Genomic DNA, 25,145 nt, shown 5'->3' with positions numbered 1-25,145 from the left:
GGGGGTCCTCAGTAAAGTCGGTCCTGCCACGCCGTAGCGGCGAGCCAGGTAATTTGGTCGGGCGATCGGGCATCGATCGCGCCATGGTCGACCGCGGCGCGAACCTCTCGCTGCATCGCGGCCCAGCTGGGAGCGGCGGCGCCGATGCGCGCGCCAATCCCGTTGTTATGCGCATCCATCGCGCGGCTCGGCGTGCCAACGCCACCGCGTTCCATCACGGCAGTCACCCAATCCACGCAACGCGGGGACAAGCTGTAGGCGACGATGGCGCTCGCAAGGCTGTGTCGGTAGGCATCGGCCGGGCCGTTGCGCCCGCCGGGGAGGCCCGAACCCAGCCACTGCGAATACACCGCAATCAACACGAAGGCCGGATACGCGGACAGCGCCAGCATCGCCAACGCAAACACCCGCCAATGGCGTGTGCGCGGCAGCGAGGCCAGCCCCGTTTTCATCAGGCGCGTGCCGCCATCAGATCCACGAACCGATCGAACAACGGCCCCACATCGCGCGGTCCCGGCGAGGCTTCCGGGTGGCCCTGGAACGAGAACGCCGGTGCGTCGGTGAGCGCGATGCCCTGGTTGGTGCCGTCGAACAACGACCGATGGGTCACCCGCACATTGGCCGGCAAGGTGCTTTCATCCACTGCAAAACCGTGGTTCTGCGAGGTGATCATCACCCGGCCGCCGTCCAGATCCTGCACCGGGTGGTTGGCGCCGTGATGGCCGGTGCTCATCTTCAGCGTCTTGGCGCCGGCGGCCAGCGCCAGCAACTGATGGCCCAGGCAGATGCCGAAGGTCGGCACCTTCTGCGCGATCAATTCCTTGATCGCATCGATCGCGTAGTCGCACGGCTCCGGGTCGCCCGGGCCATTGGACAGGAACACGCCATCGGGTTGCAGCGCCAGTACCTCAGCCACCGGCGTGCGCGCCGGCACCACCGTGACGTCGCAGCCGCGTTCGGCCAGCATGCGCAGGATGTTGAGCTTCACGCCGTAGTCGTAGGCCACGACCTCGTATTTGGCCGGCACGCTGACGAAGGCGTTGGCATCCAGATCCAGCTGGCCCTCGGTCCACAGGTAGGTCTTCTCGGTCGAGACCACCTTGGCCAGATCCATGCCTTTCAGGCCGGGGAATTTGCGCGCGGCTTCCAGTGCTTTTTCGACGTCGATCTCGCCGGCCATCAGCGCACCGTTCTGGGCGCCCTTCTGCCGCAGCAGGCGGGTGAGCTTGCGGGTGTCGATGCCGGAGATGGCGACTACACCGCGGGCCTGCAGCCATTCCGGCAAGGCCACCTGGCTGCGCCAGTTGCTGGGGCGGCGCGGCACATCGCGCACGATCAGGCCGGCCGCCCAGATCTTGCGGGCTTCGTCGTCCTGATCGGTGAAGCCCGTGTTGCCGATATGCGGATAGGTCAGCGTGACCATCTGGCGGGCGTAGGAGGGATCGGTCAGGACTTCCTGGTAGCCGGTCATGGCGGTGTTGAACACCACTTCACCGACGGAAAGCCCGTTGGCGCCTACGGATTCGCCCTCGAACACGGTGCCGTCTTCGAGGACAAGGATTGCGGGTTGGGTCACGTGGGGGTCTCGCTCTGGCTGCCTGGGACTCCGATGCGCTCCCGGCCAAATTCCGGTTGCAGCAAAGCGCGGACGCGGTGCTGGGGACCGGTCCGACGCTGGTTCGGGCAAGCGAGAATTGTAAAGGCAACTGCCCCGCCATGCCAGTCTGAAGAGCACCGGATGCAGTCGCGGCAGCAATGCCGAGGCATGAATAGGCCGCGGCGTGCGGCTACCGTTCATGCATGGCTGCAGGCGTGCTTACAGCACCAGATCGCGCACGCGGTAGCTGCCTGCCGGCTTGCCGATCAGCCGCTTGGCCGCATGCAAGGCACCGCGCGCGAAGATGTCGCGGTTGGTTGCGCGATGTACCAGCTCGACCCGCTCGCCCAGCCCGGTGAACTGCACGGTGTGTTCGCCGACGATGTCGCCGGCACGCAAGCTGACATAGCGCGGCTGGGCGCCGCTGCCGGTCGCCGCTTCGCCCAGCGTCAACGCGGTGCCGGAGGGCGCGTCCTGCTTGTGCACGTGATGCGCTTCGAGGATGTCGCAGTCCCAACCCGGCAAGGTGCCGGCCGCGCGCTCCACCAGCTCTGTCAGCACCGCAACGCCGAGACTGAAGTTAGACGCCCACACCAGCGCGATCTGCTGGGCGGCATCGCGCAAGGCCGCACGCTGCGCCTCGTCGAGCCCGGTAGTACCGGACACTAACGGCTTGCCGCGCTGTGCGCACAACGCCAGGATCGGTGCGAAGCCCTGCGGCAGACTGAAATCGATGGCCACATCGAACGCAGGCGCGCCGCCGAGTTCGCTGGCAGCGAAGAACGGCACCCCATCGACCACGCGCTGGGAGGGCGAGCGGCCCACCACGGCGCCAACCACCTGCAAGCTCTGGTCTTCGGCAGCCAATCGCAGCAACGCCTTGCCCATCCGCCCGGAGGCCCCGTGGATCAGAACTTTCACAGCAGAGGTTGTCATGGCGGCGGCTGGCTTGGCGATGTGGGTGGTACACGATAGCCGGGATTGGGGATTTGCGATTAGCGAGTCGTCACCGCGGCGCCGCATTGCGCACGATGCGGCATTGCGTGGTGAGGCGACCGGTCGCCTTCGGGGTGGGCGACGAGGCCTGGCGAACGGCTCCTGGATGGGTGCTGAGAAGTAGAGAACCGCGGGAATGCAACCGGACTTTGCCCACTCCGCACCCGGCATGCACCCAACCATGTAGGCGGTGATGTCGGCCGCTCTACGCGTGGCTATCGCAACGTAGCGCGCCATCGTCACCCAGGCCTGGAATGCGCGGCGCAAGCGCATAACGGTGCTGTACTAGCCAAGGACGCAGCGACCACATCCGCCTGGCACTGCGCAGCAGCTTTGTCAGCCGCGCTTAGAGCGTTTTATGCGCCTTACGGTGAGCGCGAAGCGTCCTGTGGCGCGTTAAGAAGGCGTGCGCCTTACCAAGGCTGGCCTCCTGGGCAAGGCGCGCAACGCGGCATCGGCGCGTCACAGGGCGCTTCCCCGAGGGTTGGCCGCCAGCGGCACGGAGCGCGCGCCGCGCGGCTTGCGTTGGCGCCAGCCAAGCCGGCGCCGCTCCGCATTTGCTCCGTGCCGCTGGCGGCCGACGCACCCCATCCCAACGTGCATAACGCGCTCTAATCGCCGACACCGTCCAGCCGCTTGCTCCAGCTTTCCACTTCGCTACGCTGCAGGCGGCGTTCGAAAAGCGTGCGCCAGGACGGCACGAGCGGCAGCTGCAATACCGCGGTGACAGCTGCAACATCGACCTGACGGGCGTACAGCACCTGCTGAAGACGCGACAGCGGCCAATCCGGATGCGGCCGCGCCTGCAGGGTCAGCAGGTCGCCGGCCGCGACGCTGCCCGGCTGCAGTACGCGGTAATACCAACCGGTTCGGCCGGTTTCCTGTACACGGCGCGCCAGCTCGCGCACACCAAAACGGTCCGACAGCTTCCAGCACGGCTGTCGCAACTGCGACACCTCCACCACCGCCGTGCCCAAGGTGAAGCGATCGCCAAGACAGACATCGGCTTCGGTCACGCCCACACTGCTGAGGTTTTCGCCGAAGGCACCTACCGTCTCCAGCAGCACGTGCGGACCAAGTTCGTCGCGCCAGGCGGCGTAGTGATCGCGCGGATAATGATGGATGGCCTTGTCCGGCCCGCCATGCACGCGCCGGTCGCCCTGCTCGTCGCCCTCCAGGCCTTCGAGGCCGACCTGCACCGCTCCCTGAAGCGGACGTTTGTCGATCGCACTGCGGCTGCCAGGTCGAGTGAAGTCGCGCGCGCTGCCGATGGCGACGTGGTCGATCCTGATCGCGATCGGCGCACCCTGCTCTGCGGTCGCCATCGTCACGCACCCAGCCCTGGCAATTCGGCCAGCGCCTCGCGCAGCAACTCGCCCAGCACCTGGATGCCGGCATCGATCTTCTCGCCGGGCACGGTGACGAACGACAGACGCAGCGTATTGGTCTGCGGCAAGGTGGCGAAGAACGGCGCGCCGGGTACGAACGCGACATTGCGTGCGATGGCCCGCGCCAGCAACGCGGTCCCATCCAACCCCGGCGGCAAGGTCACCCACAAGAACATGCCGCCTTCCGGGCGATTCCATTGCACCTGCGACGGGAAGTGCCGGTCCAGTGCCTCAAGCATCAGGCTGCACTGGCGCGCGTACAGCGCACGGATCTGCGGAATATGGGTCTGGAGAAAATCGTCCTGCAGTGTCTGGTACACCACGCGCTGGGTAAACGATGGGGTATGCAGATCGGCCGCCTGCTTGGCCTGGATCAGCTTGCCCAACACCGCTTCGGGCGCCACCACGTAGCCCAGCCGCAGGCCGGGCGCGAGCACCTTGGAAAAGGAGCCCATGTAGATGACGCCTTCGGGGTTCATCGACAACAGACTCGGCAACGGCTGCCCGCTGTAGTACAGCTCGCCGTACGGGTCGTCTTCGACAATCGGCACGCCTGTCTCGGCAGCACGCGCCACCAAGGCCTGGCGACGCGCCAGCGGCAAGCGCCGGCCGGTGGGATTCTGAAAATTCGGCAGGCAGTACAGAAAGCGCGCATCGGCCAGCAGCGCCGGATCCAGCGCATCCACCACCACACCGTCCTCGTCCGAGGGCATGCCAACGAAGGCGGGCTGGAACAACGAAAACGCCTGCAGCGCGCCCAGGTAGCTCGGCGTTTCCACCAACACCTTGCTGCCTTCGTCGATGAAGACCTTGCCGAGCAGGTCCAGGCCTTGTTGCGAGCCGGTGGTGATCAGCACCTGGCTGGGCCGAATACTGGCGCCATCGCGACTCAGTCGCGCGGCCACCCATTCGCGCAGCGGCGCGTAACCTTCGGTTGGGCCGTATTGCAAGGCCGCCTGCGGGGCGTCGCGCAGCACCTGGTCGCTGGCAGCGCGCATGCGCTCCACCGGAAAGGTGGCCGGCGACGGCAGGCCGCCAGCGAAGGAAATGACCTCCGGCCGTTCGGTCACCTTGAGGATTTCGCGAATCGCCGAACTGGTCAGCGCCTGCGCACGTCGGGAGATCTGGAAGGAAGTCGTCATGGCGCAAGCATAGCGAACGCCAGTGGTTGCGGCGCTGTGCAGTGCAGCGACGGAGCGCTGGCCGCTCGCCTGGCCCGGCACGGAACCGGGAGACCGGCAGCACCTCGCCGGCAATCGCCAGCCAACCGTGGAGCGCGCATTGCAACTGCCCTGTCCGCATCGCACAGGCCGCATCCAGCGACGACCGCGCCGCTGGGGCAAGCGCAGTCGCTTGGTCAGCTGCGCTTATTGATACGCCGGGCCGACCCAGGCCGTGCCTTCGCTGTGGGCGATGAGCGTCTTCCAGCGCTTGCGGATCACCTTGTCGCGTGTGCGAAAGGTCATGCGCACGCCCGGCAGACCGAGCGTGGCACGCGTTTCGACCATCGCCGAATGTTCGTCTGCGGCGATATCGATCTTGGTGATGGACTGTTTGTAGTCGATCAGCTCTTCCGGATCGGCCACGTGGCTCATCTGCCGCAGCACCTGAGCCCATTCGCCGTTGGATTTGCAATATTTCTCGCGGTTGGCGGTCTGCCGCTGCTGATGGGAATCCATGCGGTACAGCACCACCATTTCGAATTCCGGCGCGGTCATTGCGCAGAGCGCCTCGCCGTCCTGGCTCAACATCGCCTTGTCGTGCGCGGCATAGAAATCGCGCACCTGCTTCTCGTCGAGCGCGTTGCCGCCATAGTTATAAAGACCCGCAACGGCGGCCAGCACCGCCAACAACACCAGCAAACGCATCACCGCCCCCTCGTCTGGCCGCGTCCTGCGGCCGCGCAAGTGTAGACCAGACGCCGGGGGTCAATGGCTGCGGGGCGGTGTCGGGCCGCAGCTGTCGCAACCACCGCAGGCGGAGACGTTTTGGGCGGCAGGCGGTGCTACGCGACGCCCCAGTGCCTGCACCCATGCCGGCCGCCCGCTGCGCAGCAGCCCAAGCGCAAGCGCGCCACGCAGGCGACGCAGCACACCGGGAAACTGTTTCTTCATCACCACCCACAGGCTGACCAGCACTGCGATGGCGATCACCAGGTATTGCAGCGTGAGCGAAAGCGTCATCTCAGCCGGCCCCCAGCAACACGGCCAGCTGGTAGGTCACCAGCGACGCCAGGTAGGCCAGCGCGAACAGGTACACCGCGCTGATGGTCATCTGCTTCCACGAGTTGGTTTCGCGCTTGATCGTGGCCAGCGTGGAGATGCACATCGGTGCGTAGATGTACCAGACCAGCAGCGACAACGCGGTGGCCAGCGACCACCCGTCGCTGATCAACGGCGACAACGCCTGCGCTGCCGCGTCGTCGTCGGCAGCAGACAACGCGTATACCGTGGCCAGCGAGGCCACCGCCACTTCGCGTGCGGCCAGGCCGGGAATCAACGCGATGCAGATCTGCCAGTTGAAGCCCAGCGGTGCGAAGAACACTGCCATTGCGTGGCCGATACGACCGGCGAAGCTGTAGTCGATTGCCGGCAAGGTGGCATTGGCCGGCGCCTCGGGAAACGACAGCAGGAACCACAGCAGGATGGTCAGCGCCAGGATGATGCCGCCCACGCGCTTGAGGAAGATCCAAGCGCGCTCCCACAGCCCCAGCGCCAAGTCGCGTACCTGCGGCACGCGGTAGGACGGCAGCTCCAGCATCAACGGGTGCTCGCTCTTGTCGCGCCGCCATTTCTTCATCGTCCACGAGACCAGCAGCGCACTGACGATGGCCGCAGCGTACAGACCGAACAGCACCAGTCCCTGCTGGTTGAAGATGCCCCACACGGTCTTCTGCGGAATGAAGGCGCCGATCAACAACGCATACACCGGCAACCGCGCCGAACACGTCATCAGCGGCGCGACCATGATGGTGGCGAGCCGGTCGCGCGGGTCCTGGATGCTGCGCGTGGACATGATGCCCGGCACCGCACACGCAAAACTCGACAACAGCGGAATGAACGAGCGCCCCGACAAACCGGCCACCGACATCATGCGATCGAGCAGAAACGCCGCACGCGGCAGGTAGCCGGATTCTTCCAAGGCCAGGATGAAGGCGAACAGGATCAGGATCTGCGGCAGGAACACGATCACCCCGCCCAGCCCGGCGATGACGCCATCCTTGAGCAAGCTGTTGAGCGGACCTTCCGGCAACGTCGCGCCGACCCATTCGCCCAAGGCGGCGGTGCCGCCGTCGATCAGGTCCATGACCGGCGCAGCCCAGGCATAGACCGCCTGGAAGATCAGGAACATCACCACCGCCAGCGTGACCAGGCCCCAGATCGGATGCAGCAGCCAGCGGTCCAGCGCATCGTCCACGCGCGAAGTGCGGGTGGGCATGGTCACCGCTGCGCCCAGGATCTGCCGCACCAGCGCGTGATAATTACCGTCGGCCGGCGGATTGGCGGCGGGCGCCGTCAGGCGTGCCGCCTGCGCGTCGAGCCGCTCGACCAGCACCTTGGCACCACCGCGCCGCACCGCCACCGTTTCGACCACCGGCACGCCGAGCGCCTGCTCCAGCGCCGGCAGGTCGATGACAATGCCGCGTCGCTGTGCGGCATCCATCATGTTCAGCGCCACGATCATCGGCCGGCCGAGCTCGCGCAGTTCCAACGCAAAGCGCAGATGCAGGCGCAGATTGGTCGCATCCATCACATAGACCAGCACGTCCGGCGCCGGCTCGCCCGGATAAAAGCCACGGCACAGGTCGCGGGTGATCGCCTCGTCCAGGCTCGCCGGTTGCAGGCTGTAGGCGCCGGGCAGATCCAGCACCGCAAAGTCGCGCCCGGACGGTGCGCGGAAGTGGCCTTCCTTACGCTCGACGGTGACGCCGGTGTAATTGGCCACTTTCTGCCGGCTGCCGGTCAGCTGGTTGAACAGTGCGGTCTTGCCGCTGTTGGGGTTGCCAACCAGCGCCAGACGCAGCGGAACGGTGGCCGCGCTCATGCCGATCCTCCCGCATGGCGCACCTGCACGCGCGCAGCCTCGCTGCGCCGCAGGGCAAAACGCGTATAGCCCACCTGCACCAACAACGGTTCGCGGCCGACCGGCCCGGTGGCCAGCACCGTGACTTCCTCGCCTGCGACAAACCCCAACTCCCGCAAGCGCCGGGCGATCGTGTCGTTGGGGAGACGATCCTCCACGGAGTCCACGATGGCGGCGCGATGCAAAGGCATGTCGGACAGCGTCACAAAGACGGCCTGATTGTTAGGAATGGTTCTCAATTCTAGCATCGACGCACCGCGTCATGGCTCCGGCGACCCGGCCCGCTATCATGGTTCGCATCCCATTCATGGACGTACGCAATGCAGGACACCGGCTTGATCGTCGAAGACCACGGAGCGGTCCGCACCTTGCGATTGCATCGGCCCGCAGTACATAACGCCTTCGATGCGACGCTGATCGCGGCGTTGACCGATGCATTACGCGAGGCGGGCCGGGCGTCGCAGGTCCGCGTCGTCGTGCTGACCGGTGATGGCGCGGCCTTTTCGGCCGGCGCAGACCTGAACTGGATGCGCGGCATGGTCAGCGCCAGCGAAGCCGAGAACGCCGCCGACGCACTGGCGCTGGCGCAGCTGATGCGCACCCTGGATGAACTGCCCAAGCCCACCATCGCGCGCGTCAACGGCGCTGCTTTCGGCGGCGGTGTCGGCCTGGTGGCGTGTTGCGATATCGCCATCGGTTGTACCGAGGCGCGCTTCGGCCTGACCGAAAGCAAGCTCGGCCTGCTGCCGGCGGTCATTTCGCCCTATGTGGTTGCAGCGATCGGCGCGCGCCAGGCGCGGCGCTGGTTCGCAACCGCCGAGATCTTCGATGCCGGCACCGCGCAGTTGCTGGGTCTGCTGCACCAGCTGGTGGCCGCCGACCAGCTGGATATCGCAGTGGAACGCCAGGTTCGCCTGTTGCTGGCAGCGGCGCCGCTGGCCACCAGCAGCGCCAAGGCGCTGGTGCGCTCGGTGCTGCCAACTGCCGACCGCGATGCCATCGATGCCGCCAATGCGGCCTTGATTGCCCGTCTGCGCGTGTCGCCCGAAGGCCAGGAAGGCCTGGGTGCGTTTCTGGACAAGCGCAGCGCCGCGTGGATGCCGGAGAGCATGGCGTGAGCGCGATCGACCATATCGGCCTGGCCTGCAGCGACCTGCAAACCAGCACCGCGTTCTACCGGGCCGCGCTGGCGCCCCTGGGCATCACGCTGCTGGTGGAACTGACGGCCGCGCAAACCGGCGGCCGCGCGCATGCCGGCTTCGGCACCGAGCGCCCGTTTCTCTGGCTGGGCTCCCACGCGCAGGCGCCGGGCACCACCCATGTCGCGCTGACGGCGAGCGACCGCCACAGCGTGGATGCGTTTCATCGTGCTGCGCTGGCCGCCGGTGGCCGCGATCACGGCGCGCCCGGGCTGCGCCCGCATTACCACCCACACTATTACAGCGCCTTCGTGCTCGATCCCGATGGCCACAATTGCGAAGCGGTCTGCCACCTCCCCGCATGAGTCTCTTTCCGATGTCCCTGGTTTCCTTGTCCACGCATTCGGCCGCCACCACGCACGCAGTTGCGGCGATGCCTGCACGACGTCATGCGCGCCGCGATGTGAGCGCATGAGCGACTTCGTCCGCATTGTCGAAGTTGGCCCACGCGATGGCCTGCAAAACGAAGCGCAGCCGATCGCCACTGCCGACAAGATCGCGTTGATCGATCAACTCTCGGCCACCGGGCTGCGCACGATTGAAGCAACCAGCTTCGTCAGCCCGCGCTGGGTACCGCAGCTGGCCGACGCCGCCGAGGTGTTTGCCGGCATCGCGCAGGTGCCGGGCATCGCATATCCGGTGCTGGTGCCCAACCTGCAGGGCTACGAACGCGCACGCGCGGCCGGGGCGCAGGAAGTGGCGGTCTTCACCGCGGCGTCGGAGGCGTTCAATCGCACCAATACCAACGCCGGCATCGACGAATCGATCGAACGCTTTCGGCCGATCCTGCAGCAGGCCGCGCTCGATGGTGTGCGCGTGCGCGGCTACGTCTCCACCGTGCTGGGCTGCCCGTACCAGGGCGAAGTGCCGGTGGCCGATGTGGTCGATGTGGCGCAACGTCTGCACGCACTCGGCTGCTATGAAATCTCGCTGGGCGACACCATTGGCGTAGGCACGCCGGTCAAGGCGCGTCAGATGCTGGCCGCGGTGGCGCAGGCGGTGCCGATGCAGGCGTTGGCGGTGCATTTCCACGATACCTATGGGCAGGCGCTGGCCAATATCGCCGCATGCCTGGAGCAAGGCGTACGCGTGATCGATGCGGCCGTGTCCGGTGCGGGCGGCTGCCCGTATGCCAGGGGCGCCAGCGGCAACGTCGCCAGCGAAGACGTGGTGTACCTGTTGCAGGGGCTGGGCATGCCCACCGGCATCGACCTGCCTGCCCTGGCCCGCACCGGCCGCTGGCTGGCGCAGCTGCTCGGTCGCGACACCGGCAGCAAGGTCGGCAAGGCGTTGGCTGCCGCCGGCTGAGGTTTTCCTGCCCGCGCAATCGTGCATCACCGACCACCGCGATCACGCAGGGGCTTGGGCTAGAATTGCAGACCGCTCCGCCGATCGTTCGTTTGCCGCCAACACCGGCCACCAACGCTATTTTAGGGAACCACCGCATGCAGCCCTCTTCTGTTCTTGCCATCGTCACCGGCGGCGTTTCCGGCCTCGGCCTGGCGGTCGCACAGCGTCTGGTGGCCGACGGCGGCAAGGTCGCGTTGTTCGATGTCAACGCCGACAAGGCCGAGTCGGCGCTGGCGCTGCTCGGTGCCGGCAACGCGCATTACTTCGCCACCGATGTCACCGACGAAGCGCAGCTGGCCGCCAATGTGGCGCAGGCTGCACAGGCGCTGGGCGGGCTCAACCTGGTGGTGAATTGCGCCGGCATCCTGGGCGCCGGTCGCGTGCTGGGCAAGGAAGCGCCGATGCCGTTGGCCACCTTCCGCAACACCGTGCTGGTGAATCTGGTCGGCAGCTTCAACGTGGCCAAGGCCGCTGCCGATGTCATGCAACACAACACCGCCGGCGATGACGGCGAGCGCGGCGTGATCGTCAATACCGCCTCGGTGGCGGCATTCGAGGGCCAGATCGGCCAGGCAGCGTATGCGGCAAGCAAAGGCGGCGTGGTCGGCATGACCTTGCCGATGGCACGCGAACTGGCGCGCTTCGGTATCCGCGTGATGACGATCGCGCCGGGCGTGTTCTGGACCCCGATGGTCGACGGCATGCCCGAGGCCGTGCAGCAATCGCTGGCCGCCTCCATCCCGTTCCCCTCGCGTCTGGGCCAGCCCGACGAATACGCCGACACCGTCGCCTTCATCCTGCGCAACCGCTACCTCAACGGCGAAGTGATTCGCCTGGACGGCGGCGTGCGGTTGGCACCCAAGTAGCGGGGATTGGGGAATCGGGAATGGGGAATCGTAACGGCGCCCTGCTCTCAGCACCCCGGCCCCGGCTTTTTCGATTTCCCATTCCCTACTCCCGATTCCCATGAAAGCCAACGACATCAAGAAAGGCAACGTCGTCGAATACAACGGCGGCATTTACCAGATCCGCGACATCGAACGCAGCTCGCCGCAGGGCCGCGGCGGCAATGTGCGCTTTCGTTTCATCATGTACAGCGTGCCGGGCGGGGTGAAAACCGACGCCAGCTTCGATGCCGACGACAACCTGCCGGAAGTGGAGCTGCTGCGCCGGCAGTCCACGTTCTCGTACAAGGATGGCGAAGCGTTCGTGTTCATGGACGACGAAGACTTCACCCCGTACACGCTGGATGCGGACGTGATCGGCACCGACGCCGGCTACATCACCGATGGTCTGACCGGCATCTACGTGCAAGTGATCGACGACCAGCCGGTGGCCGTACAACTGCCGCAGACGGTGACGCTGGAAGTGGTGGAGACTCCGCCGGAATTGAAGGGCGGCACCGCCACCAAGCGGCCCAAGCCGGCCAAGCTCAACACCGGCATGGAAATCATGGTGCCCGAGTACATCACCAATGGCGAACGCGTGCTGGTCAACACCACCACGGGCGAATTTGCCGGTCGCGCCGACTGATGCGTCGCGTTGCTGTTGTCGTGGCCGTGGGTGTGCTGGCGGCCTGCAGCGTGCAACAAACACCGACGCAGGCCGCAACGCCTGCGCCGGTGGCCTGCACCGATCCCAAGGTGGAAGACGAATGGCTGCAGCATCCGGCAGGCCTGTGCGGCATGCCGGAGGATGTGCGCAAACTGGTCGACGACTACGACACCTGCGAGCACTTCGCCGGCGAAGAGCCGTATGACGCCGACCGCCGGCACGAAATCGAAGTCGCCGTGGCACAGTTCTGCACGCCGGCACCGGAACGCCTGGCCAAGTTGATGCGGCAGTACCGCAAGGATGCGCATGTCAGCCAATGGCTGCGCCAGTATTCCAAGCAAGCGGATCTGCAACCGGCCGGCTGAGATGCATCGGCTGATCTGACAGCTGCGTGCCAGTGAGGTGGATTACTCCTGCTAGTGGCAGCGTCGCCACAACTCACGGCTGAAGACTGCAGCCGTTCCGTTCTCGCCAAGAGAGGGTGGCGCGCCGCCCGCTCGATGAGGGCGAGGCAATTCGGAGAATCCGGGCTGCCCCTGCCCTCACCCCAACCCTCTCCCAGCGGGAGAGGGGCCGGCACGCGTGCTATTGCACCTGCATAGGGATGCGCACCTCCGAGTGCGCTTTGTCGGCGGCGGCATCACCGCGCGCAAGCACGCGCAGGCGCGCGCGCAAACGCTCCACATTCGCTTCGCCCTGCTGCAGTCCATTGCGCACGTTGGCTGGCAATTGCTTGCGTCCAGCCAGCTGCAGCTGTTTCCAGCCATCGACCAACACCGCGCTTTCCTGCGCCACGCGCGCGCTCAGCTGTTGCTGCTCGTCCGCTTGTGGCAAGCCATACCCCGCGCTGCCCAACAGCACCGCCGGATGACTGAGTTGCGCCTGGCGCGCGAACAGCGCTTGCAGCTGTCCCTGCACCGCGTCGCGCGCGCCCATGCCCGGTTGCAACAGGCGCTTGAGCGCATCGCGCGCCAGCAATTCCTCTCGACGCAGGGCCGCCTGCTCCAGCAACAATGCCGCTGCAGTTTCGCGCAGACCACCGCGATCGAACCATTGCGCCCGCACCTCGGGCGCGGCCTCCAGCCACTGCGCGACGGTTGTTTGCGGCACTGCGATGCCATGCCGAAGGACGTCGAACATGGCCTGGTAATGCGCTGCCGCCGATTCGAAGTAATAGCCCTGGCGGATGGCTTGTGCAGGGTCGTCCAGCACCTGCAGATCGGCGATGCCGGCACGCTGCAATCGTTGCCGCAGACCGCGCGGCGTGATCGAGGACAAGTTCGCTGCAGCCAGACGCGGCACCCCGTCATGCAGCAACTTGTAGGTTTCCACCGCGCAGTTGTTGCCGATGAAGTAATAGCGCCCGTCGTAACTCCAATGCACCTGCGCGGCGCGCTCGAGCAGGGCCGCGACCTCGTCGGGCGTCAGGGCCAGCGGCACCGACGACAGGGCGCGCAATTCCACCTTGGTGTATTCGTCCACGACCTGGTTCAACGGCAGCACGAACAGCCGCGACGGGTACGAACCCGTGAGCCCGCGCCAGCTGGAAATCTGCACATCGCCCACGAACGCGCGGAACGACAGCACGCGGTGGTATTGCAGATCCAACCGGCATGCGGGGCCCGGCGCACGGCCGGGTGCGCAGATCACCAGGCGCAACATGCTATGGCCCCAGCGGCTCATCGGCTGCTCGTTACCCTCGGCAAGCAGATAGTCCACCGCATACACGCGTGCCGGATCCAGCGTCAGCAACGACATCGCACCGGCGTCGTTATCGGCCTGCAGGTACGGCAGCGCGGCCCCGCAGGGCGTGACACCCTGCGGCGGACCGATGCGTTGCGCAAACCAGGCCGCCAGCGCAGGGCGCCGGCAGGCGTAGTCGGCGTCCAGCACGTAATGCTCGAGATTGACCGCAACGAACTCGGCCGGGCTGCGGCGTTCGTATTCGTCTGGGCTGCGGTCGCTGAACCGATTGTCGCTGCGCCCCACCCGCCACGGCCGCACCTGCCAGCCGGCAAGGTCGCGCAGGCGCCGATCGCGCGACCACGCGCTGCGTGCGCCGCGATCGAACACATGCGCCAGTTCGTGTATGAGCGCTGCCATCGCCGCGCGCGTGGCAGTTGCGTTTTGTTCGGAACGTGCGTCGTCGGATTGCGCGCTCCACGCCTGCAGCAGCGCGCGATCGAGCAGGATGCGATTGCCGATTGCACGGCCGTGTACCTGCGCCGGCAGATCGGTGCGCCATTGCAGCTGGATCGGGGCGGTCATCCGCTGCGTCCAGCCCTGCGGCAATCGCCGTGCGACCGACTGCACCAGCGCGTTGCTTGCTTCGATCTCCGCCGCAGGCAAGTCCGAGCGAACCACCTCGACCAACAATTCGGCCTGCGCCTGCGGTGCGACCAAGGCGGCCAGCAGCAGCCAGCCGCACCGCCGGCGCAGACTCACCGGGCCAGGATGGACTGCGCCAGCTCCAGGTCGCTGGCCAGCCGCGCCGCGTCGCTACGGCTGCGCAACTGCAGCAACGCCGCTTCCAGACGCGCACCGCGGATGACGCCGTCGCTGGCAACAAAACCGGCCGCATCTTCCCGGGCGTCGGCCACCACCTTGTCGTCGCCGGAGCTGCTGCCGGACGAATTGGACGAGCCAGCCGACGAGGCACCTGCCGAAGTACCGGCCAGGCTGGATGCGAACGCTGCCAGCGGCAGCAGCGTCAAAGCGCAGAACACGAGGGAGCGCATCATGGGCTGATCGATTCCGTGTGAAGGTGCGGGAAGACTAACCGGCAGGCGTGTTGGCAGGTGCGTCATGCATCTCGAACAGCTTGCCGGGATTCAGCAAAAGATGAGGATCGAGCACATGTTTGATGCCGCGCATCAAGGCGATTTCCTCGGCAGAGCGCGTGCTCCACAGATAGGCCTTCTTGACCAGGCCGATGCCGTGTTCGGCGGAAATGCTGCCGTCGAAACGCTGCAGGGCCTGCGCCAGCAACTTGGTGACCTGATCGCAGGCCGCAACGAAATCGGCCTGGCTGGTGCCATCGGGCTTGAGCACGTTGATGTGCAGGTTGCCATCGCCGATATGGCCGAACCACACCACATCGAAATGCGGATACGCATCGTGCAGCAACGCCTGGGTTTCGGCCAGGAATGCCGGCATCGCCGAGATGCGCACCGACACGTCGTTCTTGTACGGCGTGTAGCGCGCCAGCGCTTCGGTGATGCCCTCGCGCAGGCGCCACAGTTGCGCGGCCTGTGCATCGCTCTGGCTGATCACGCCATCGCTGACCCAGCCCTGCTCCATGCAGGTCTCGAAGGCCGCCATCGCAGCCGCCTCCTGCGCCTCGTGGCCTGCGGCGAATTCGGTGACCACGTAATACGGGTGAACCTCAGCGAACGGCGCCTGCGCGCCATGCGCAAGCACATGTTCCAGCGCGCGATAGGTGAAAAATTCGAACGCCTCCAGGCGCAGCTGCGCACGGAACGCGGCGAACACCTGCATCAGCACTTCGAACGAGGGCAACGCCAGCAACATCACGTTACTGGGCGGCGGCGGGTCGGTCAGCCGCAGCGTGGCTTCGACCACGATGCCGAGCGTGCCTTCGGAGCCGATCATCAGATGGCGGAAGTCGTAGCCGCTGGAATTTTTCACCAGCGCGTTGTTGAGTTCCAGCAACTCGCCGCCACCGGTGACCACCTTCAACCCGGCCACCCATTCGCGCGTATTGCCGTAGCGGATCACCCGGATGCCGCCGGCATTGGTGGCGATATTGCCGCCGATCGAACACGAACCGCGCGCCGCAAAATCTACGGGGTACACCAGCCCATGCTCGCGCGCGGCGTTGTGCACCGCTTCCAGCGGCATGCCGGCCTGCACGGTGAGCGTGCGATCCACTGCGTTGAAATCCAGCGGTTTGTTCAAACGCTCCAGGCTCAACACCAATTCGCCGTTGGCCGCCACTGCGCCGCCGGACAAGCCCGTGCGCCCGCCCGACGGCACCACCGCCACGCCTTGCGCATTTGCCCAACGCACGACCGCCTGCACTTCCTCCACCGAGCCCGGCAAGGCGATCGCGAGTGGGTTCGGCGTCCAGCGGCGTGTCCAGTCGCGCCCGTAATGCTCCAGGTCGGCCGGGTCGGTCTTCACACGCAACGCAGGCACGGCCTGTTGCAACGAAAGGAGGCGGGGATCGGTCATGGCACGCGGCGCTGCGGTAGGAACCGCACAGCGTGCCAGCGCCGGCCTGCCTCGTCCAGCCGGCGCACTCACGGCCGACGCAGCGTTGGATTCAGCTGAAACCGTTGCGCCGCAAGGGCTTCGCCGGTGCGAACACCACATCGCGTCCACCCAATCGCGCACCCCATCTGGCATAGTTGCCGGCCCGATTGCTGCATTGCGTTCCCCCATGTCGCCGAAGAAAACCTCGTTTCCCAAGCAGGACATCCGCGTGCTGTTGCTGGAAGGCATCAGCCCGACCGCCGTGGACGTGTTCCGCGCCGCCGGCTACTCGCAGATCGAACTGCACGCCAAATCGCTGCCGGAAGACGAGTTGATCGCCCGCATCGCCGACGCGCATATCGTCGGTATCCGCTCGCGCACGCAGCTGAGCGCCGAGGTGCTGGCGCATGCCAAGCGCCTGATCGCAGTCGGCTGCTTCTGCATCGGTACCAACCAGGTGGACCTGGACGCGGCCGAGCTGGCCGGCATCCCGGTGTTCAACGCGCCCTACTCCAATACCCGCAGCGTGGCCGAACTGGTCATCGCCGAAGCGATCCTGTTGCTGCGTGGCATTCCGCAGAAGAACGCGCAATGCCATCGCGGCGGCTGGTCGAAATCGGCTGCCGGCAGCCACGAAACGCGCGGCAAGGTGCTGGGCATCGTCGGCTACGGGCATATCGGCACCCAGGTCGGCGTGCTGGCCGAAGCGTTGGGCATGCAGGTGATCTTCCACGATATCGAAACCAAGTTGTCGTTGGGCAACGCACGCGCGGCCGTCGACCTGGACGAGCTGCTGGCGCGCTCGGACGTGGTCACCTTGCACGTGCCGGAAACCCCGTCGACCAAGGACATGATCGGCGCGCCGGAAATCGCCCGCATGAAACCCGGGGCGCATCTCATCAACGCCTCGCGTGGCACCGTCATCGACATCGACGCGCTGGATGCGGCGCTCACCTCCGGCCACATCGGCGGCGCGGCGGTGGATGTCTTTCCAATCGAGCCCAAGGGCAATGGCGATGCGTTCGAATCGCCGCTCACCGCGCACGACAATGTGATCCTGACCCCGCACGTGGGCGGCAGCACGCTGGAGGCGCAGGACAACATCGGGATCGAGGTCGCCGCCAAACTGGTGCGCTATAGCGACAATGGCAGCACCTTGTCGGCAGTGAACTTTCCGGAGGTCACCCTGCCCGAGCACGCTGAAAGCCTGCGGTTGTTGCACATCCATCGCAACGTGCCGGGCGTGCTGTCGCAGATCAACGAATTGTTCTCGCGCCATAACGTCAACATCGACGGCCAGTTCCTGCGCACCGACCCCAAGGTGGGCTATGTGGTCATCGATGTCAGCGCCAGCGAGGAGCTTGCCGGCGTGCTGAAGGACGAGCTGGGACAGATCACCGGCACCTTGCGGACGCGGGTCCTGTATTGAGCGGGATTTGGGAATCGGGATTCGGGATTGGTAACAGCGGTTCGCCGCAACCGGTGGGTTCATCGGTCCAACCACGCTGTGGGAAGCAGACATGGCCCGCTAGGTGGATCGGCGCCGGCCCACCGCTTCTGCCAATCCCGAATCCTGAATCACCACGCCCGGCTCGCCAGCCACTTTTCCGCCATCCGCCGCAGCGATGGATCGAGCTCGGGATCGGCAAGCAGCTCGGCGATCGGGCGCCAGGCCAGCGCCAGCGATTCTTCGCTGACCTTGAACGCCTCGTCCGCACCGGCCAGCACCACGTAGCGCGCATCGAAGTGCCAATGCCCGGCCACGTCGCCGCGCGCCGGAATCCAGTGACGGTCCAGGTCGAACAACTCTCCGTCGGCCAGCCGCAAGCCGACGAGTCCGGATTCCTCCTCCGCTTCACGTAATGCCACCTGCGCCAGATCGCGGTCGCCATCGGCGTGCCCGCCCAGCTGCAGCCAACGCTGCAGCTTGCGGTGATGGGTCAGCAAGGTGCGTGTGCCGTCGGCGCTGACCACCCACGCCGAGCCAGTGAAATGACCTTCGACACGCTCGCGCACGAACGGATCGGTGGCATCGTCCAGCAATTGCACGAACTGCTCGGCCAGCGCGGCCTCCTCCGGCCAACGCAGGCGGTACGCCGCCAATTGCTGCTGCAGGGTTGCATCCACCATCTGTCGTTCTCGGTCGCCCGGTGCGGGCCAGGCGGCCATTATCGCCATTCATGCTGCGTACGCGCTTGTCGTGAGCGTGTAGCTTTGGCAAGGTAGGCCGCTTGCCTGTCCCACCGGGATGCGGCGCACCAATTCGTCCGGGCGCCCGCGCCTTCAAGCTTTGCCACTTAGGGATGTACCGAATGCTGAAGTCTCTGTTGAGGGTCAAACCGATCGAGCCCGCTGGCCACGTCGATGCAGGCGAACCGGTCGAAGGCAGCCTGCAAGGCGAAGCGACGCTGCAACGGACCCTCACAGCCAAGCACCTGATCATGCTCGGTATCGGCGCGGTGATCGGCGCCGGCATCTTCGTGCTGACCGGCCAGGCCGCGGCCAATCACGCCGGCCCGGCGGTGATGCTGTCGTTCGTGTTCGCCGGTATCGCCTGCGCCTTCGCCGGCCTGTGCTACGCCGAATTCGCCGCGATGATGCCGGTCTCCGGCAGCGCCTATTCGTATTCATACGCCACGCTCGGCGAAGGCATCGCCTGGTTCATCGGCTGGTGTCTGGTGCTGGAATACCTGTTCGCCGGGTCCAGCGTTGCCGTCGGCTGGTCTGCCTACCTGATCAGCTTCATCACCGGCACCCTGGGGTTGCCGTTCCCCGCAGAGTTGGCGGGTGCGCCGCTGGCCTGGGACGGCCACGGCTTTGTCAGCTCCGGGAATCTGGTCAACCTGCCGGCCGTGCTGATCGTCGCGGCGGTGAGCATCCTGTGCTACGTCGGCGTCACCCAGTCGGCGTTCGCCAACGCGATCGTGGTGGCGATCAAGGTCGTGGTGATCTGCCTGTTCGTGGGCTTTGGCATTTCCTATATCGACCCGGCGAACTGGCACCCCTTCATCCCGGAAAACACCGGCCCTGGCCAGTTCGGCTGGGACGGGGTGTTTCGCGCCGCGTCCATCGTGTTCTTCTCCTACATCGGCTTCGACGCGGTTTCCACCTCGGCCGGCGAAACCAAGGATCCGCAGAAGAACATGCCGATCGGCATCCTGGTGTCGTTGGCCATCTGCACCGTCATCTACATCATCGTCTGCGCGGTGCTGACCGGCCTGCTGCCCTATACCCAGCTCGGCACCGCCAAGCCGGTGGCCACCGCGCTGGAAGCCCACCCGCAACTGACCTGGCTCAAGACCGCGGTGGAAATCGGTGCCATTGCCGGCTTGTCGTCGGTGGTGCTGGTGATGCTGATGGCGCAGCCGCGCATCTTCTACACCATGGCCAAGGATGGGCTGATGCCCAAGCTGTTCGGCAAGGTGCACCCGAAATTCCGCACGCCTTACGTCGGCACGCTGTTCGTGGGCGTGGTCGCCGCGCTGCTGGCCGGGGTGATCCCGTTGAACGTGCTGGGCGAACTCGTCTCGATGGGTACCCTGCTCGCCTTCGCCACGGTCTGCGCCGGCGTGCTGGTGCTGCGCTTCACCAAGCCCGACCTGCCGCGCCCGTTCCGGGTGCCGCTGGCGATGGTGATCTGCCCCCTGGGCGCGTTGGCCTGTCTGTTCCTGTTCTTCCAGGCCTTCCAGGAACACTGGAAGGTGTTCGTGGGCTGGACCGTGATTGGCCTGGCGATCTACTTCGGCTACGGCATCCACCACAGTCGCCTCGCGAAACGGGCCTAAGTTTCTCTCAAGACCGGCGCGCGACGCCGGTCTTCTTGTTCAATGACCGCGCGTAGCGCCAAGCCGGAACCGCTTCATGTTCAAACAACTTTGGGCCACCAAACACCCGCACGCCAGCCATGAGGCGGCCGACGGGCTGGGCCTGCAACGCGCGCTTGGCCCCTGGGGGCTGACCGCCCTGGGAATCGGCGCGGTGATCGGCGGCGGCATCTTCGTCATCACCGGCCAGGCGGCGGCCGACCATGCCGGCCCGGCGATCATGCTCTCGTTCGTGCTCGCAGCGGTGTGCTGTGCGTTCTGTGCGATGGCCTACGCCGAATTCGCTGCGATGGTGCCGGTCTCCGGCAGCGCTTACACCTACACCTATGCCACCTTCGGCGAGCTGGCCGCGTGGTTCATCGGTTGGATGCTGGTGCTGGAATACGGCGTGTCCGCCTCGGCAGTGGCGGTCAGCTGGACCGGCTACTTCTTGAGCCTGCTCGAGCATTTCGACATCCACCTGCCGGCCGCATTCGTCAGCGCGCCGCTGGACGGCAAATTGCAACCCACCGGGGCGATCGCCAACCTGCCGGCCGCCGGGATCGTGCTGCTGCTGACCTGGCTGTGCTATGTCGGCATCCGCAAGTCGTCGGCAATGAACATGGCCATGGTGATCCTCAAGACGGGCTTGATCCTGCTGGTGATCGCGGTAGGCTGGAAATACGTGGACACCTCCAACTGGCACCCGTTCATCCCGGCCAACGAAGGCCCGGGCAAGTACGGCATGGAAGGCGTGCTGCGCGGCGCAGCGATGGTGTTCTTCGCCTATATCGGCTTCGAAGCGGTGTCGGTGGCGGCGCAGGAATCGCATCGCCCGCAACGCGACCTGCCGATCGGCATGATCCTGTCGCTGGTGATCTGCACCGTGCTCTACATCGCGATGGCGGCGGTCATGACCGGCTTGGTGCCGTACACCCTGCTCGGCACCGACGAGCCGGTGGTGACCGCGGTGGCGGCGCATCCGCAGCTGGCCTGGTTGCGCGTGGTCGTGGAAGTGGGCGCGTTGATCGGGCTGTCATCGGTGGTGCTGGTGATGATCATCGGGCAGCCGCGCATCTTCATGATCATTGCGCGCGATGGCCTGCTGCCCTCGATCTTCACCCGTATCCACCCCAAGTACCGCACCCCGCATGTCAATACCGTCATCACTGGTGTCGGCATCGCGCTGCTGGCAGCGGTGTTCCCGCTGGATGTGCTGGGCGAATTGACGTCGATGGGCACGCTGATCGCTTTCGCGGCGGTCTGCGCCGGCGTGCTGATCCTGCGTCGCACGCACCCGGAACTGCCGCGTCCGTTCCGCATGCCGGCCGCCTGGCTGATCTGCAGCGCCGGCGTGTTGAGCTGCCTTGCGCTGCTGTCGGCGATGACGCTGCACAACTGGATGCTGATGGGCCTGTGGACGCTGGTTGGGCTGGTGATCTACTTCGGCTACGGGTATCGCCACAGCCGTCTGCGCGACGGCCGCTGAGCCCACGCATGATCGGGCGTCTGGCGCGGCAGGACGATGCCTGCTGCGCTGCACCTGCCCATGCACCGGGGGCGCAGTAGAATAGGTCCATGAATGCGACCACTGCCCCCCTGCCCTACAGCACCACGCGTCTGCACGAGCTGGCGCACCTGCTGATCGCCAATATCCGCGAGCTGGCCCATGCCGGCTGGACGCCTGCGACCAGCAGCAATTTCTCCCACCGTCTGGACGAACAGCACGCGGCCATCACCGTCTCCGGCCGCGACAAGGGTCGCCTGGTCGAAGAAGACATCATGGTGGTGGACTTCGATGGCCTGGCCGTCGGGCGCCCGTTGCGCCCGTCTGCCGAAACCCTGCTGCACACCCAGCTGTATCGCCGGTTCCCGGAGATCGGTTGCGTGCTGCATACGCACTCGCCGGTGCAGACGATTGCCTCCCGCCTGTATGCAGGCAGCGGTGTGATTCGGCTCGAAGGCTACGAATTGCTCAAGGCCTTCGATGGCAACACCACCCACGAAACCGCAGTGGAAGTGCCGGTGTTCGCCAATACCCAGGACATGCAGGTGCTGGCCGCGCAGGTCGATGCCTTGCTGGACAAACAGAGCATGTGGGGGTATCTCATCGAAGGACACGGCCTGTATGCCTGGGGCCGCAACATGGCCGAGGCACGTCGTCACCTGGAAGCGTTCGAATTCCTGCTGCATTGCGAACTCGAACTGCTGAAACTGCGCGGCACGCGCTGAGTACTGTCCGTCCCCCATTCGTGAGCCAGACCGCCATGAGCCGACTGCGTATCTTTGCCGACACCAATCCCGCCACTCCCGAGTTCGATAGCCGCGACGGCGATGCGATCGCCGCTCAGTTGCAGAAGATTGGCGTGACCTTCGAACGCTGGCATGCCAGCGCGCCGGTCGAACCGGGCGCCACGCCCGAGCAGGTGATGGACGCCTACCGTGCCGATATCGATCGCATCAGTGCCGAGCGCGGCTTCAAGACCGTGGACGTGGTCAGCATCGCGCCGGATAACCCCAAGCGCGAAGAAATGCGCGCCAAGTTTCTGGACGAGCACTTCCACAAGGAAGACGAGGTGCGGTTCTTCGTCGCCGGCTCAGGCCTGTTTACGCTGCACGTAGATGCCAAGGTTTATGAGATCGAATGCGTCAAGGACGACCTGATTGCCGTGCCTGACGGCACCCTGCACTGGTTCGACATGGGGCCGGAACCGCACTTTGTGGCGATCCGCTTCTTCACCGAGCCGGACGGCTGGGTCGGACATTTCACCGGCACCGAAATCGCCAAACAATTCCCCCGCTACGCCCCCGAGAAACCTCACAAGGCCAGCTGACGATGACACGACCGCAAGCGATCCTCACCGATATCGAAGGTACGACCAGCAGCATTTCGTTCGTCAAGGACGTCTTGTTCCCGTATGCGCGCCGCGCCATGCCGGCCTACGTGCGCGAACACGGCAATCATCCGCAGGTGCGCCACTGGCTCAACCAGGTGGCCGATGAAATCGGCGAGGACGTGCCTGACGAGGTGCTGATCACCACGCTGCAGACCTGGATCGACGAGGACCGCAAGCACACCGCGCTCAAGGCCTTGCAGGGCCTGATCTGGGGCGACGGCTACAAGACGGCCGACTTCACTGCGCATATCTACGCCGATGCGGCGATCCAGTTGAAAGCCTGGCACGCAGCAGGCATTCCGCTGTATGTGTATTCGTCCGGCTCGGTGCCGGCGCAGAAACTGTTCTTTGCGCACAGCGACGCGGGCGACCTGAGCGGACTGATCACCGACTGGTTCGACACCGAAGTCGGCCCCAAGCGCGAAAGCGCCAGCTACCGCCGCATCGCCGAGCGCATTGGCGTGCCGGGACCGGAGATCCTGTTCCTGTCGGATGTGATCGAAGAGCTCGATGCCGCCAAGCGTGCCGGCATGCGCACCGCGCTTCTGGACCGCCGGGAGGACTATCCCACGCCGCGTTCGGCCGACGATGTCGGCAGTCACCAGCGCGTGGAGAGTTTTAGCCAGTTGGTGCTGTAAGCACGATCTGCAAGCCGATTGCGCTCGTTGCCGTTTGAGCGCAATCGGTGGTTGGCGCCGCGCAGGCCGCTGATATGCTCCGGCTGCGACGCGCCGCATGCAGCTATCTGACGGGATAATGGCCTGCACTGCGGGCACCGCGCTCGGCCACCCCACCCGTCTTTCCTGGACTTCTGCGCACGCCATGTCGCTGCCTTCCCCTTTCGCACCACATGCAGTATGGCGACGACTTTCCACGCTGATCGTCGTGGTGGCGTTGATGGCCGGCTGCCATCCGGACGCTGGTGCTGCGCTGCAGGCCCAGCCTGCCGAGAGCCACGATGCAGGCGATCCGGTCGATCAGGCCGCTCTGGCGCACGCATTGAAAGCGTTGCAACCGCAGCGCCCCGGCGTCACCGATCTGTACGTGGTCGGTTTTGCCGGCGATGCCAGCGACGATGTCTTCCGCAACGAGACGCTCTACCTCAAACAGCTGTTCGAGCAACGCTTCGATGCGCGCGGGCGCGTGGTCACGCTGGTCAACAACCCGGACAATCTGGGCGAGCATCCATACGCTCCGCTGGCAACCTACGACAATCTCTACGACACGCTGGCCGCGATCGGCAAGCGCATGGATCGCAAGGAAGACGCGCTGTTGCTGTTCGTCACCACCCACGGTACCGAAGACCACAGCCTGTACGTGCAGGTCGACGACAAGGAAGAGGATTTCATCAGCCCGCAGGATCTGCGCCAGGCGCTGGACGATGCCGGCATCGACAATCGCATCATCGTGCTGTCGGCCTGCTATTCGGGAGGTTTCATTCCCGCACTGCGTTCACCGCAAACGCTGATCCTCACCGCTGCACGTGCCGACCGGCCCTCGTTCGGCTGCGGCAATACCTCCAACGCCACCTATTTCGGGCAGGCGTGGTTGATCGATGCGATGAACCAGAGCGACGACCCGCTGGCCGCATTCGACATTGCCAAGGCCGCCATCACCGCACGCGAGAAGCAGGAAGGCGAGCTCCCCTCGTTGCCGCAGCAATCGCTGGGCAAGCGCATCGCGCCGGTGCTGGCGCGTTGGCGTGCGGGCGTGCATCTGGGGCCGGCGGTGGCGTATCCGTATCCGCCGGTGGAGATGGATGCCGCGTCGGACCAGGGCGTGGATTCAACCGACTCAGCGGACGCTGCGCCGGTGAGCGACGTGCCGCGTTCGAATACCCCGGCAACCGCAAAGCCCTCAAGCACGCTCCCAGCTGCACCTGCAGCATCCAATCGATAACCCAGAGCGGGTGCTGAGACTAATTCTCATTTCGTCAGCACCAACCAGGCCTCGCTACACTCGCCCGGCCAGCCAGCCAGCAACCGCCAGCCAGCACGATCTTCGCCAGCGCGCCAACGCCTGCCAGCCCGGATCCCAAAACGCCTCCCTTGTGGAGGCGTTTG

The 25,145-nt window shown here is 65.8% G+C and carries 26 protein-coding genes; 13 read left to right on the top strand and 13 right to left on the bottom strand.

Translation table 11 applies throughout. From position 1 onward, the window contains the following. Positions 1–8: 8 nt before the first annotated feature. The 9 genes from ACCQ16_RS09490 to ACCQ16_RS09450 form a co-directional block, all read right to left on the bottom strand. Positions 9–452 carry a hypothetical protein gene (locus ACCQ16_RS09490; protein WP_008571477.1) on the bottom strand — a complete coding sequence of 148 codons (444 nt, stop codon included), beginning with the start codon at positions 450–452 and terminating at the stop codon, positions 9–11. Then, positions 452–1,576: a glutamine-hydrolyzing carbamoyl-phosphate synthase small subunit gene (carA, locus tag ACCQ16_RS09485; RefSeq protein WP_014090063.1), complete on the bottom strand. Its 1,125-nt coding sequence runs from the start codon at positions 1,574–1,576 to the stop codon at positions 452–454. The genes ACCQ16_RS09490 and carA overlap by 1 nt, the downstream gene beginning before the upstream one ends. A 240-nt stretch (positions 1,577–1,816) precedes the next feature. Further along, positions 1,817–2,533 carry a 4-hydroxy-tetrahydrodipicolinate reductase gene (gene dapB, locus ACCQ16_RS09480; protein ID WP_014090062.1) on the bottom strand — a complete coding sequence of 239 codons (717 nt, stop codon included), beginning with the start codon at positions 2,531–2,533 and terminating at the stop codon, positions 1,817–1,819. 671 nt (positions 2,534–3,204) lie between these two features. Continuing rightward, complete coding sequence (locus ACCQ16_RS09475; protein ID WP_029819290.1) at positions 3,205–3,924, bottom strand: MOSC domain-containing protein; 720 nt, start codon at positions 3,922–3,924, stop codon at positions 3,205–3,207. Next, positions 3,921–5,123, bottom strand: coding sequence for an aminotransferase-like domain-containing protein (locus ACCQ16_RS09470; RefSeq protein ID WP_029819289.1), 1,203 nt, complete (start codon positions 5,121–5,123; stop codon positions 3,921–3,923). The genes ACCQ16_RS09475 and ACCQ16_RS09470 overlap by 4 nt, the downstream gene beginning before the upstream one ends. A gap of 225 nt (positions 5,124–5,348) precedes the next feature. After that, positions 5,349–5,849 (bottom strand): hypothetical protein, encoded by a 501-nt coding sequence (locus ACCQ16_RS09465; RefSeq protein WP_008571472.1) that lies wholly within the window; start codon positions 5,847–5,849, stop codon positions 5,349–5,351. Positions 5,850–5,909: 60 nt separating this feature from the next. After that, positions 5,910–6,164, bottom strand: a complete 255-nt coding sequence (locus ACCQ16_RS09460; RefSeq protein ID WP_008571471.1) for a DUF6587 family protein — start codon at positions 6,162–6,164, stop codon at positions 5,910–5,912. 1 nt (position 6,165) lies between these two features. Next, positions 6,166–8,025, bottom strand: a complete 1,860-nt coding sequence (gene feoB, locus ACCQ16_RS09455; RefSeq protein ID WP_184422834.1) for a ferrous iron transporter B — start codon at positions 8,023–8,025, stop codon at positions 6,166–6,168. Further along, positions 8,022–8,270 (bottom strand): FeoA family protein, encoded by a 249-nt coding sequence (locus tag ACCQ16_RS09450; protein ID WP_003486267.1) that lies wholly within the window; start codon positions 8,268–8,270, stop codon positions 8,022–8,024. Before ACCQ16_RS09450 ends, feoB begins: the two co-directional genes overlap by 4 nt. Positions 8,271–8,384: 114 nt before the next feature. Here ACCQ16_RS09450 and ACCQ16_RS09445 point away from each other — a divergent pair, with 114 nt between their 5' ends. From ACCQ16_RS09445 to ACCQ16_RS09420, 6 genes are all read left to right on the top strand, one after another. Next, positions 8,385–9,182, top strand: a complete 798-nt coding sequence (locus tag ACCQ16_RS09445) for an enoyl-CoA hydratase-related protein (RefSeq protein ID WP_014090058.1) — start codon at positions 8,385–8,387, stop codon at positions 9,180–9,182. Then, positions 9,179–9,568, top strand: a complete 390-nt coding sequence (locus tag ACCQ16_RS09440; protein ID WP_008571467.1) for a VOC family protein — start codon at positions 9,179–9,181, stop codon at positions 9,566–9,568. Before ACCQ16_RS09445 ends, ACCQ16_RS09440 begins: the two co-directional genes overlap by 4 nt. Positions 9,569–9,674: 106 nt before the next feature. Further along, a complete protein-coding gene (locus tag ACCQ16_RS09435; RefSeq protein WP_008571466.1) occupies positions 9,675–10,571 on the top strand; it encodes a hydroxymethylglutaryl-CoA lyase in 897 nt (298 codons plus the stop codon). Positions 10,572–10,708: 137 nt separating this feature from the next. Next, on the top strand, positions 10,709–11,479 hold the full coding sequence (locus tag ACCQ16_RS09430) for an SDR family NAD(P)-dependent oxidoreductase (RefSeq protein ID WP_277573136.1): 771 nt from the start codon (positions 10,709–10,711) through the stop codon (positions 11,477–11,479). A gap of 100 nt (positions 11,480–11,579) precedes the next feature. Beyond that, positions 11,580–12,146: an elongation factor P-like protein YeiP gene (gene yeiP / locus ACCQ16_RS09425; RefSeq protein ID WP_008571463.1), complete on the top strand. Its 567-nt coding sequence runs from the start codon at positions 11,580–11,582 to the stop codon at positions 12,144–12,146. Further along, the gene (locus tag ACCQ16_RS09420) at positions 12,146–12,532 is read left to right on the top strand and encodes a hypothetical protein (protein ID WP_218505844.1); all 387 of its coding nucleotides are present in this window, start codon (positions 12,146–12,148) and stop codon (positions 12,530–12,532) included. Before yeiP ends, ACCQ16_RS09420 begins: the two co-directional genes overlap by 1 nt. Before the next feature lie 220 nt (positions 12,533–12,752). On the opposite strand, the gene ACCQ16_RS09415 is transcribed toward ACCQ16_RS09420, so the two are convergent. The 3 genes from ACCQ16_RS09415 to ACCQ16_RS09405 are packed head-to-tail and all read right to left on the bottom strand — an operon-like array spanning position 12,753 to position 16,361. Further along, positions 12,753–14,612, bottom strand: coding sequence for a DUF7844 domain-containing protein (locus ACCQ16_RS09415; RefSeq protein WP_277573137.1), 1,860 nt, complete (start codon positions 14,610–14,612; stop codon positions 12,753–12,755). Continuing rightward, entirely contained in the window at positions 14,609–14,908 is a 300-nt protein-coding gene (locus ACCQ16_RS09410; RefSeq protein ID WP_008571460.1) for a DUF2388 domain-containing protein, read from the bottom strand. Before ACCQ16_RS09410 ends, ACCQ16_RS09415 begins: the two co-directional genes overlap by 4 nt. Before the next feature lie 34 nt (positions 14,909–14,942). Further along, a complete protein-coding gene (locus ACCQ16_RS09405) occupies positions 14,943–16,361 on the bottom strand; it encodes a D-2-hydroxyglutarate dehydrogenase (RefSeq protein ID WP_277573138.1) in 1,419 nt (472 codons plus the stop codon). A 208-nt stretch (positions 16,362–16,569) separates the two neighbouring features. Here ACCQ16_RS09405 and serA point away from each other — a divergent pair, with 208 nt between their 5' ends. Further along, a complete protein-coding gene (gene serA, locus ACCQ16_RS09400; RefSeq protein ID WP_218499475.1) occupies positions 16,570–17,811 on the top strand; it encodes a phosphoglycerate dehydrogenase in 1,242 nt (413 codons plus the stop codon). A gap of 149 nt (positions 17,812–17,960) precedes the next feature. Here the strand turns inward: serA and ACCQ16_RS09395 are convergent, their stop codons facing one another. After that, positions 17,961–18,551 (bottom strand): NUDIX hydrolase, encoded by a 591-nt coding sequence (locus ACCQ16_RS09395; RefSeq protein WP_057680756.1) that lies wholly within the window; start codon positions 18,549–18,551, stop codon positions 17,961–17,963. Positions 18,552–18,694: 143 nt separating this feature from the next. Between ACCQ16_RS09395 and ACCQ16_RS09390 the strand changes: the two genes are divergently transcribed. The 6 genes from ACCQ16_RS09390 to ACCQ16_RS09365 all read left to right on the top strand — a co-directional run bounded on the left by ACCQ16_RS09390 (position 18,695) and on the right by ACCQ16_RS09365 (position 24,981). Next, positions 18,695–20,167 (top strand): amino acid permease, encoded by a 1,473-nt coding sequence (locus tag ACCQ16_RS09390; protein ID WP_057680757.1) that lies wholly within the window; start codon positions 18,695–18,697, stop codon positions 20,165–20,167. 76 nt (positions 20,168–20,243) lie between these two features. Then, entirely contained in the window at positions 20,244–21,674 is a 1,431-nt protein-coding gene (locus tag ACCQ16_RS09385; RefSeq protein ID WP_029819275.1) for an amino acid permease, read from the top strand. Positions 21,675–21,763: 89 nt separating this feature from the next. Continuing rightward, positions 21,764–22,417 (top strand): methylthioribulose 1-phosphate dehydratase, encoded by a 654-nt coding sequence (locus tag ACCQ16_RS09380; protein ID WP_029819274.1) that lies wholly within the window; start codon positions 21,764–21,766, stop codon positions 22,415–22,417. A gap of 35 nt (positions 22,418–22,452) precedes the next feature. Continuing rightward, entirely contained in the window at positions 22,453–23,019 is a 567-nt protein-coding gene (locus tag ACCQ16_RS09375) for a 1,2-dihydroxy-3-keto-5-methylthiopentene dioxygenase (protein WP_008571451.1), read from the top strand. A 2-nt stretch (positions 23,020–23,021) separates the two neighbouring features. Continuing rightward, a complete protein-coding gene (mtnC, locus tag ACCQ16_RS09370; RefSeq protein ID WP_008571450.1) occupies positions 23,022–23,720 on the top strand; it encodes an acireductone synthase in 699 nt (232 codons plus the stop codon). A 184-nt stretch (positions 23,721–23,904) separates the two neighbouring features. Further along, a complete protein-coding gene (locus tag ACCQ16_RS09365; protein ID WP_057680759.1) occupies positions 23,905–24,981 on the top strand; it encodes a C13 family peptidase in 1,077 nt (358 codons plus the stop codon). Positions 24,982–25,145: the final 164 nt, after the last annotated feature.

Source organism: Xanthomonas sp. NCPPB 1062 (genome assembly GCF_041481705.2).
Taxonomy (GTDB): domain Bacteria; phylum Pseudomonadota; class Gammaproteobacteria; order Xanthomonadales; family Xanthomonadaceae; genus Xanthomonas; species Xanthomonas euvesicatoria.
This window is presented reverse-complemented; position numbering and strand designations above follow the sequence as displayed.

Excerpts from the sequence above, each read along its gene's own strand:
- ACCQ16_RS09490 (WP_008571477.1), bottom strand. The coding sequence starts at position 452 with ATGAAAACGGGGCTGGCCTCGCTGCCGCGCACACGCCATTGGCGGGTG.
- dapB (WP_014090062.1), bottom strand. The coding sequence starts at position 2,533 with ATGACAACCTCTGCTGTGAAAGTTCTGATCCACGGGGCCTCCGGGCGG.
- ACCQ16_RS09470 (WP_029819289.1), bottom strand. The coding sequence starts at position 5,123 with ATGACGACTTCCTTCCAGATCTCCCGACGTGCGCAGGCGCTGACCAGT.
- ACCQ16_RS09465 (WP_008571472.1), bottom strand. The coding sequence starts at position 5,849 with ATGCGTTTGCTGGTGTTGTTGGCGGTGCTGGCCGCCGTTGCGGGTCTT.
- ACCQ16_RS09460 (WP_008571471.1), bottom strand. The coding sequence starts at position 6,164 with ATGACGCTTTCGCTCACGCTGCAATACCTGGTGATCGCCATCGCAGTG.
- feoB (WP_184422834.1), bottom strand. The coding sequence starts at position 8,025 with ATGAGCGCGGCCACCGTTCCGCTGCGTCTGGCGCTGGTTGGCAACCCC.
- ACCQ16_RS09445 (WP_014090058.1), top strand. The coding sequence starts at position 8,385 with ATGCAGGACACCGGCTTGATCGTCGAAGACCACGGAGCGGTCCGCACC.
- ACCQ16_RS09435 (WP_008571466.1), top strand. The coding sequence starts at position 9,675 with ATGAGCGACTTCGTCCGCATTGTCGAAGTTGGCCCACGCGATGGCCTG.
- ACCQ16_RS09430 (WP_277573136.1), top strand. The coding sequence starts at position 10,709 with ATGCAGCCCTCTTCTGTTCTTGCCATCGTCACCGGCGGCGTTTCCGGC.
- yeiP (WP_008571463.1), top strand. The coding sequence starts at position 11,580 with ATGAAAGCCAACGACATCAAGAAAGGCAACGTCGTCGAATACAACGGC.
- ACCQ16_RS09420 (WP_218505844.1), top strand. The coding sequence starts at position 12,146 with ATGCGTCGCGTTGCTGTTGTCGTGGCCGTGGGTGTGCTGGCGGCCTGC.
- ACCQ16_RS09410 (WP_008571460.1), bottom strand. The coding sequence starts at position 14,908 with ATGATGCGCTCCCTCGTGTTCTGCGCTTTGACGCTGCTGCCGCTGGCA.
- ACCQ16_RS09405 (WP_277573138.1), bottom strand. The coding sequence starts at position 16,361 with ATGACCGATCCCCGCCTCCTTTCGTTGCAACAGGCCGTGCCTGCGTTG.
- serA (WP_218499475.1), top strand. The coding sequence starts at position 16,570 with ATGTCGCCGAAGAAAACCTCGTTTCCCAAGCAGGACATCCGCGTGCTG.
- ACCQ16_RS09395 (WP_057680756.1), bottom strand. The coding sequence starts at position 18,551 with ATGGCCGCCTGGCCCGCACCGGGCGACCGAGAACGACAGATGGTGGAT.
- ACCQ16_RS09390 (WP_057680757.1), top strand. The coding sequence starts at position 18,695 with ATGCTGAAGTCTCTGTTGAGGGTCAAACCGATCGAGCCCGCTGGCCAC.
- ACCQ16_RS09385 (WP_029819275.1), top strand. The coding sequence starts at position 20,244 with ATGTTCAAACAACTTTGGGCCACCAAACACCCGCACGCCAGCCATGAG.
- ACCQ16_RS09380 (WP_029819274.1), top strand. The coding sequence starts at position 21,764 with ATGAATGCGACCACTGCCCCCCTGCCCTACAGCACCACGCGTCTGCAC.
- ACCQ16_RS09375 (WP_008571451.1), top strand. The coding sequence starts at position 22,453 with ATGAGCCGACTGCGTATCTTTGCCGACACCAATCCCGCCACTCCCGAG.
- mtnC (WP_008571450.1), top strand. The coding sequence starts at position 23,022 with ATGACACGACCGCAAGCGATCCTCACCGATATCGAAGGTACGACCAGC.
- ACCQ16_RS09365 (WP_057680759.1), top strand. The coding sequence starts at position 23,905 with ATGTCGCTGCCTTCCCCTTTCGCACCACATGCAGTATGGCGACGACTT.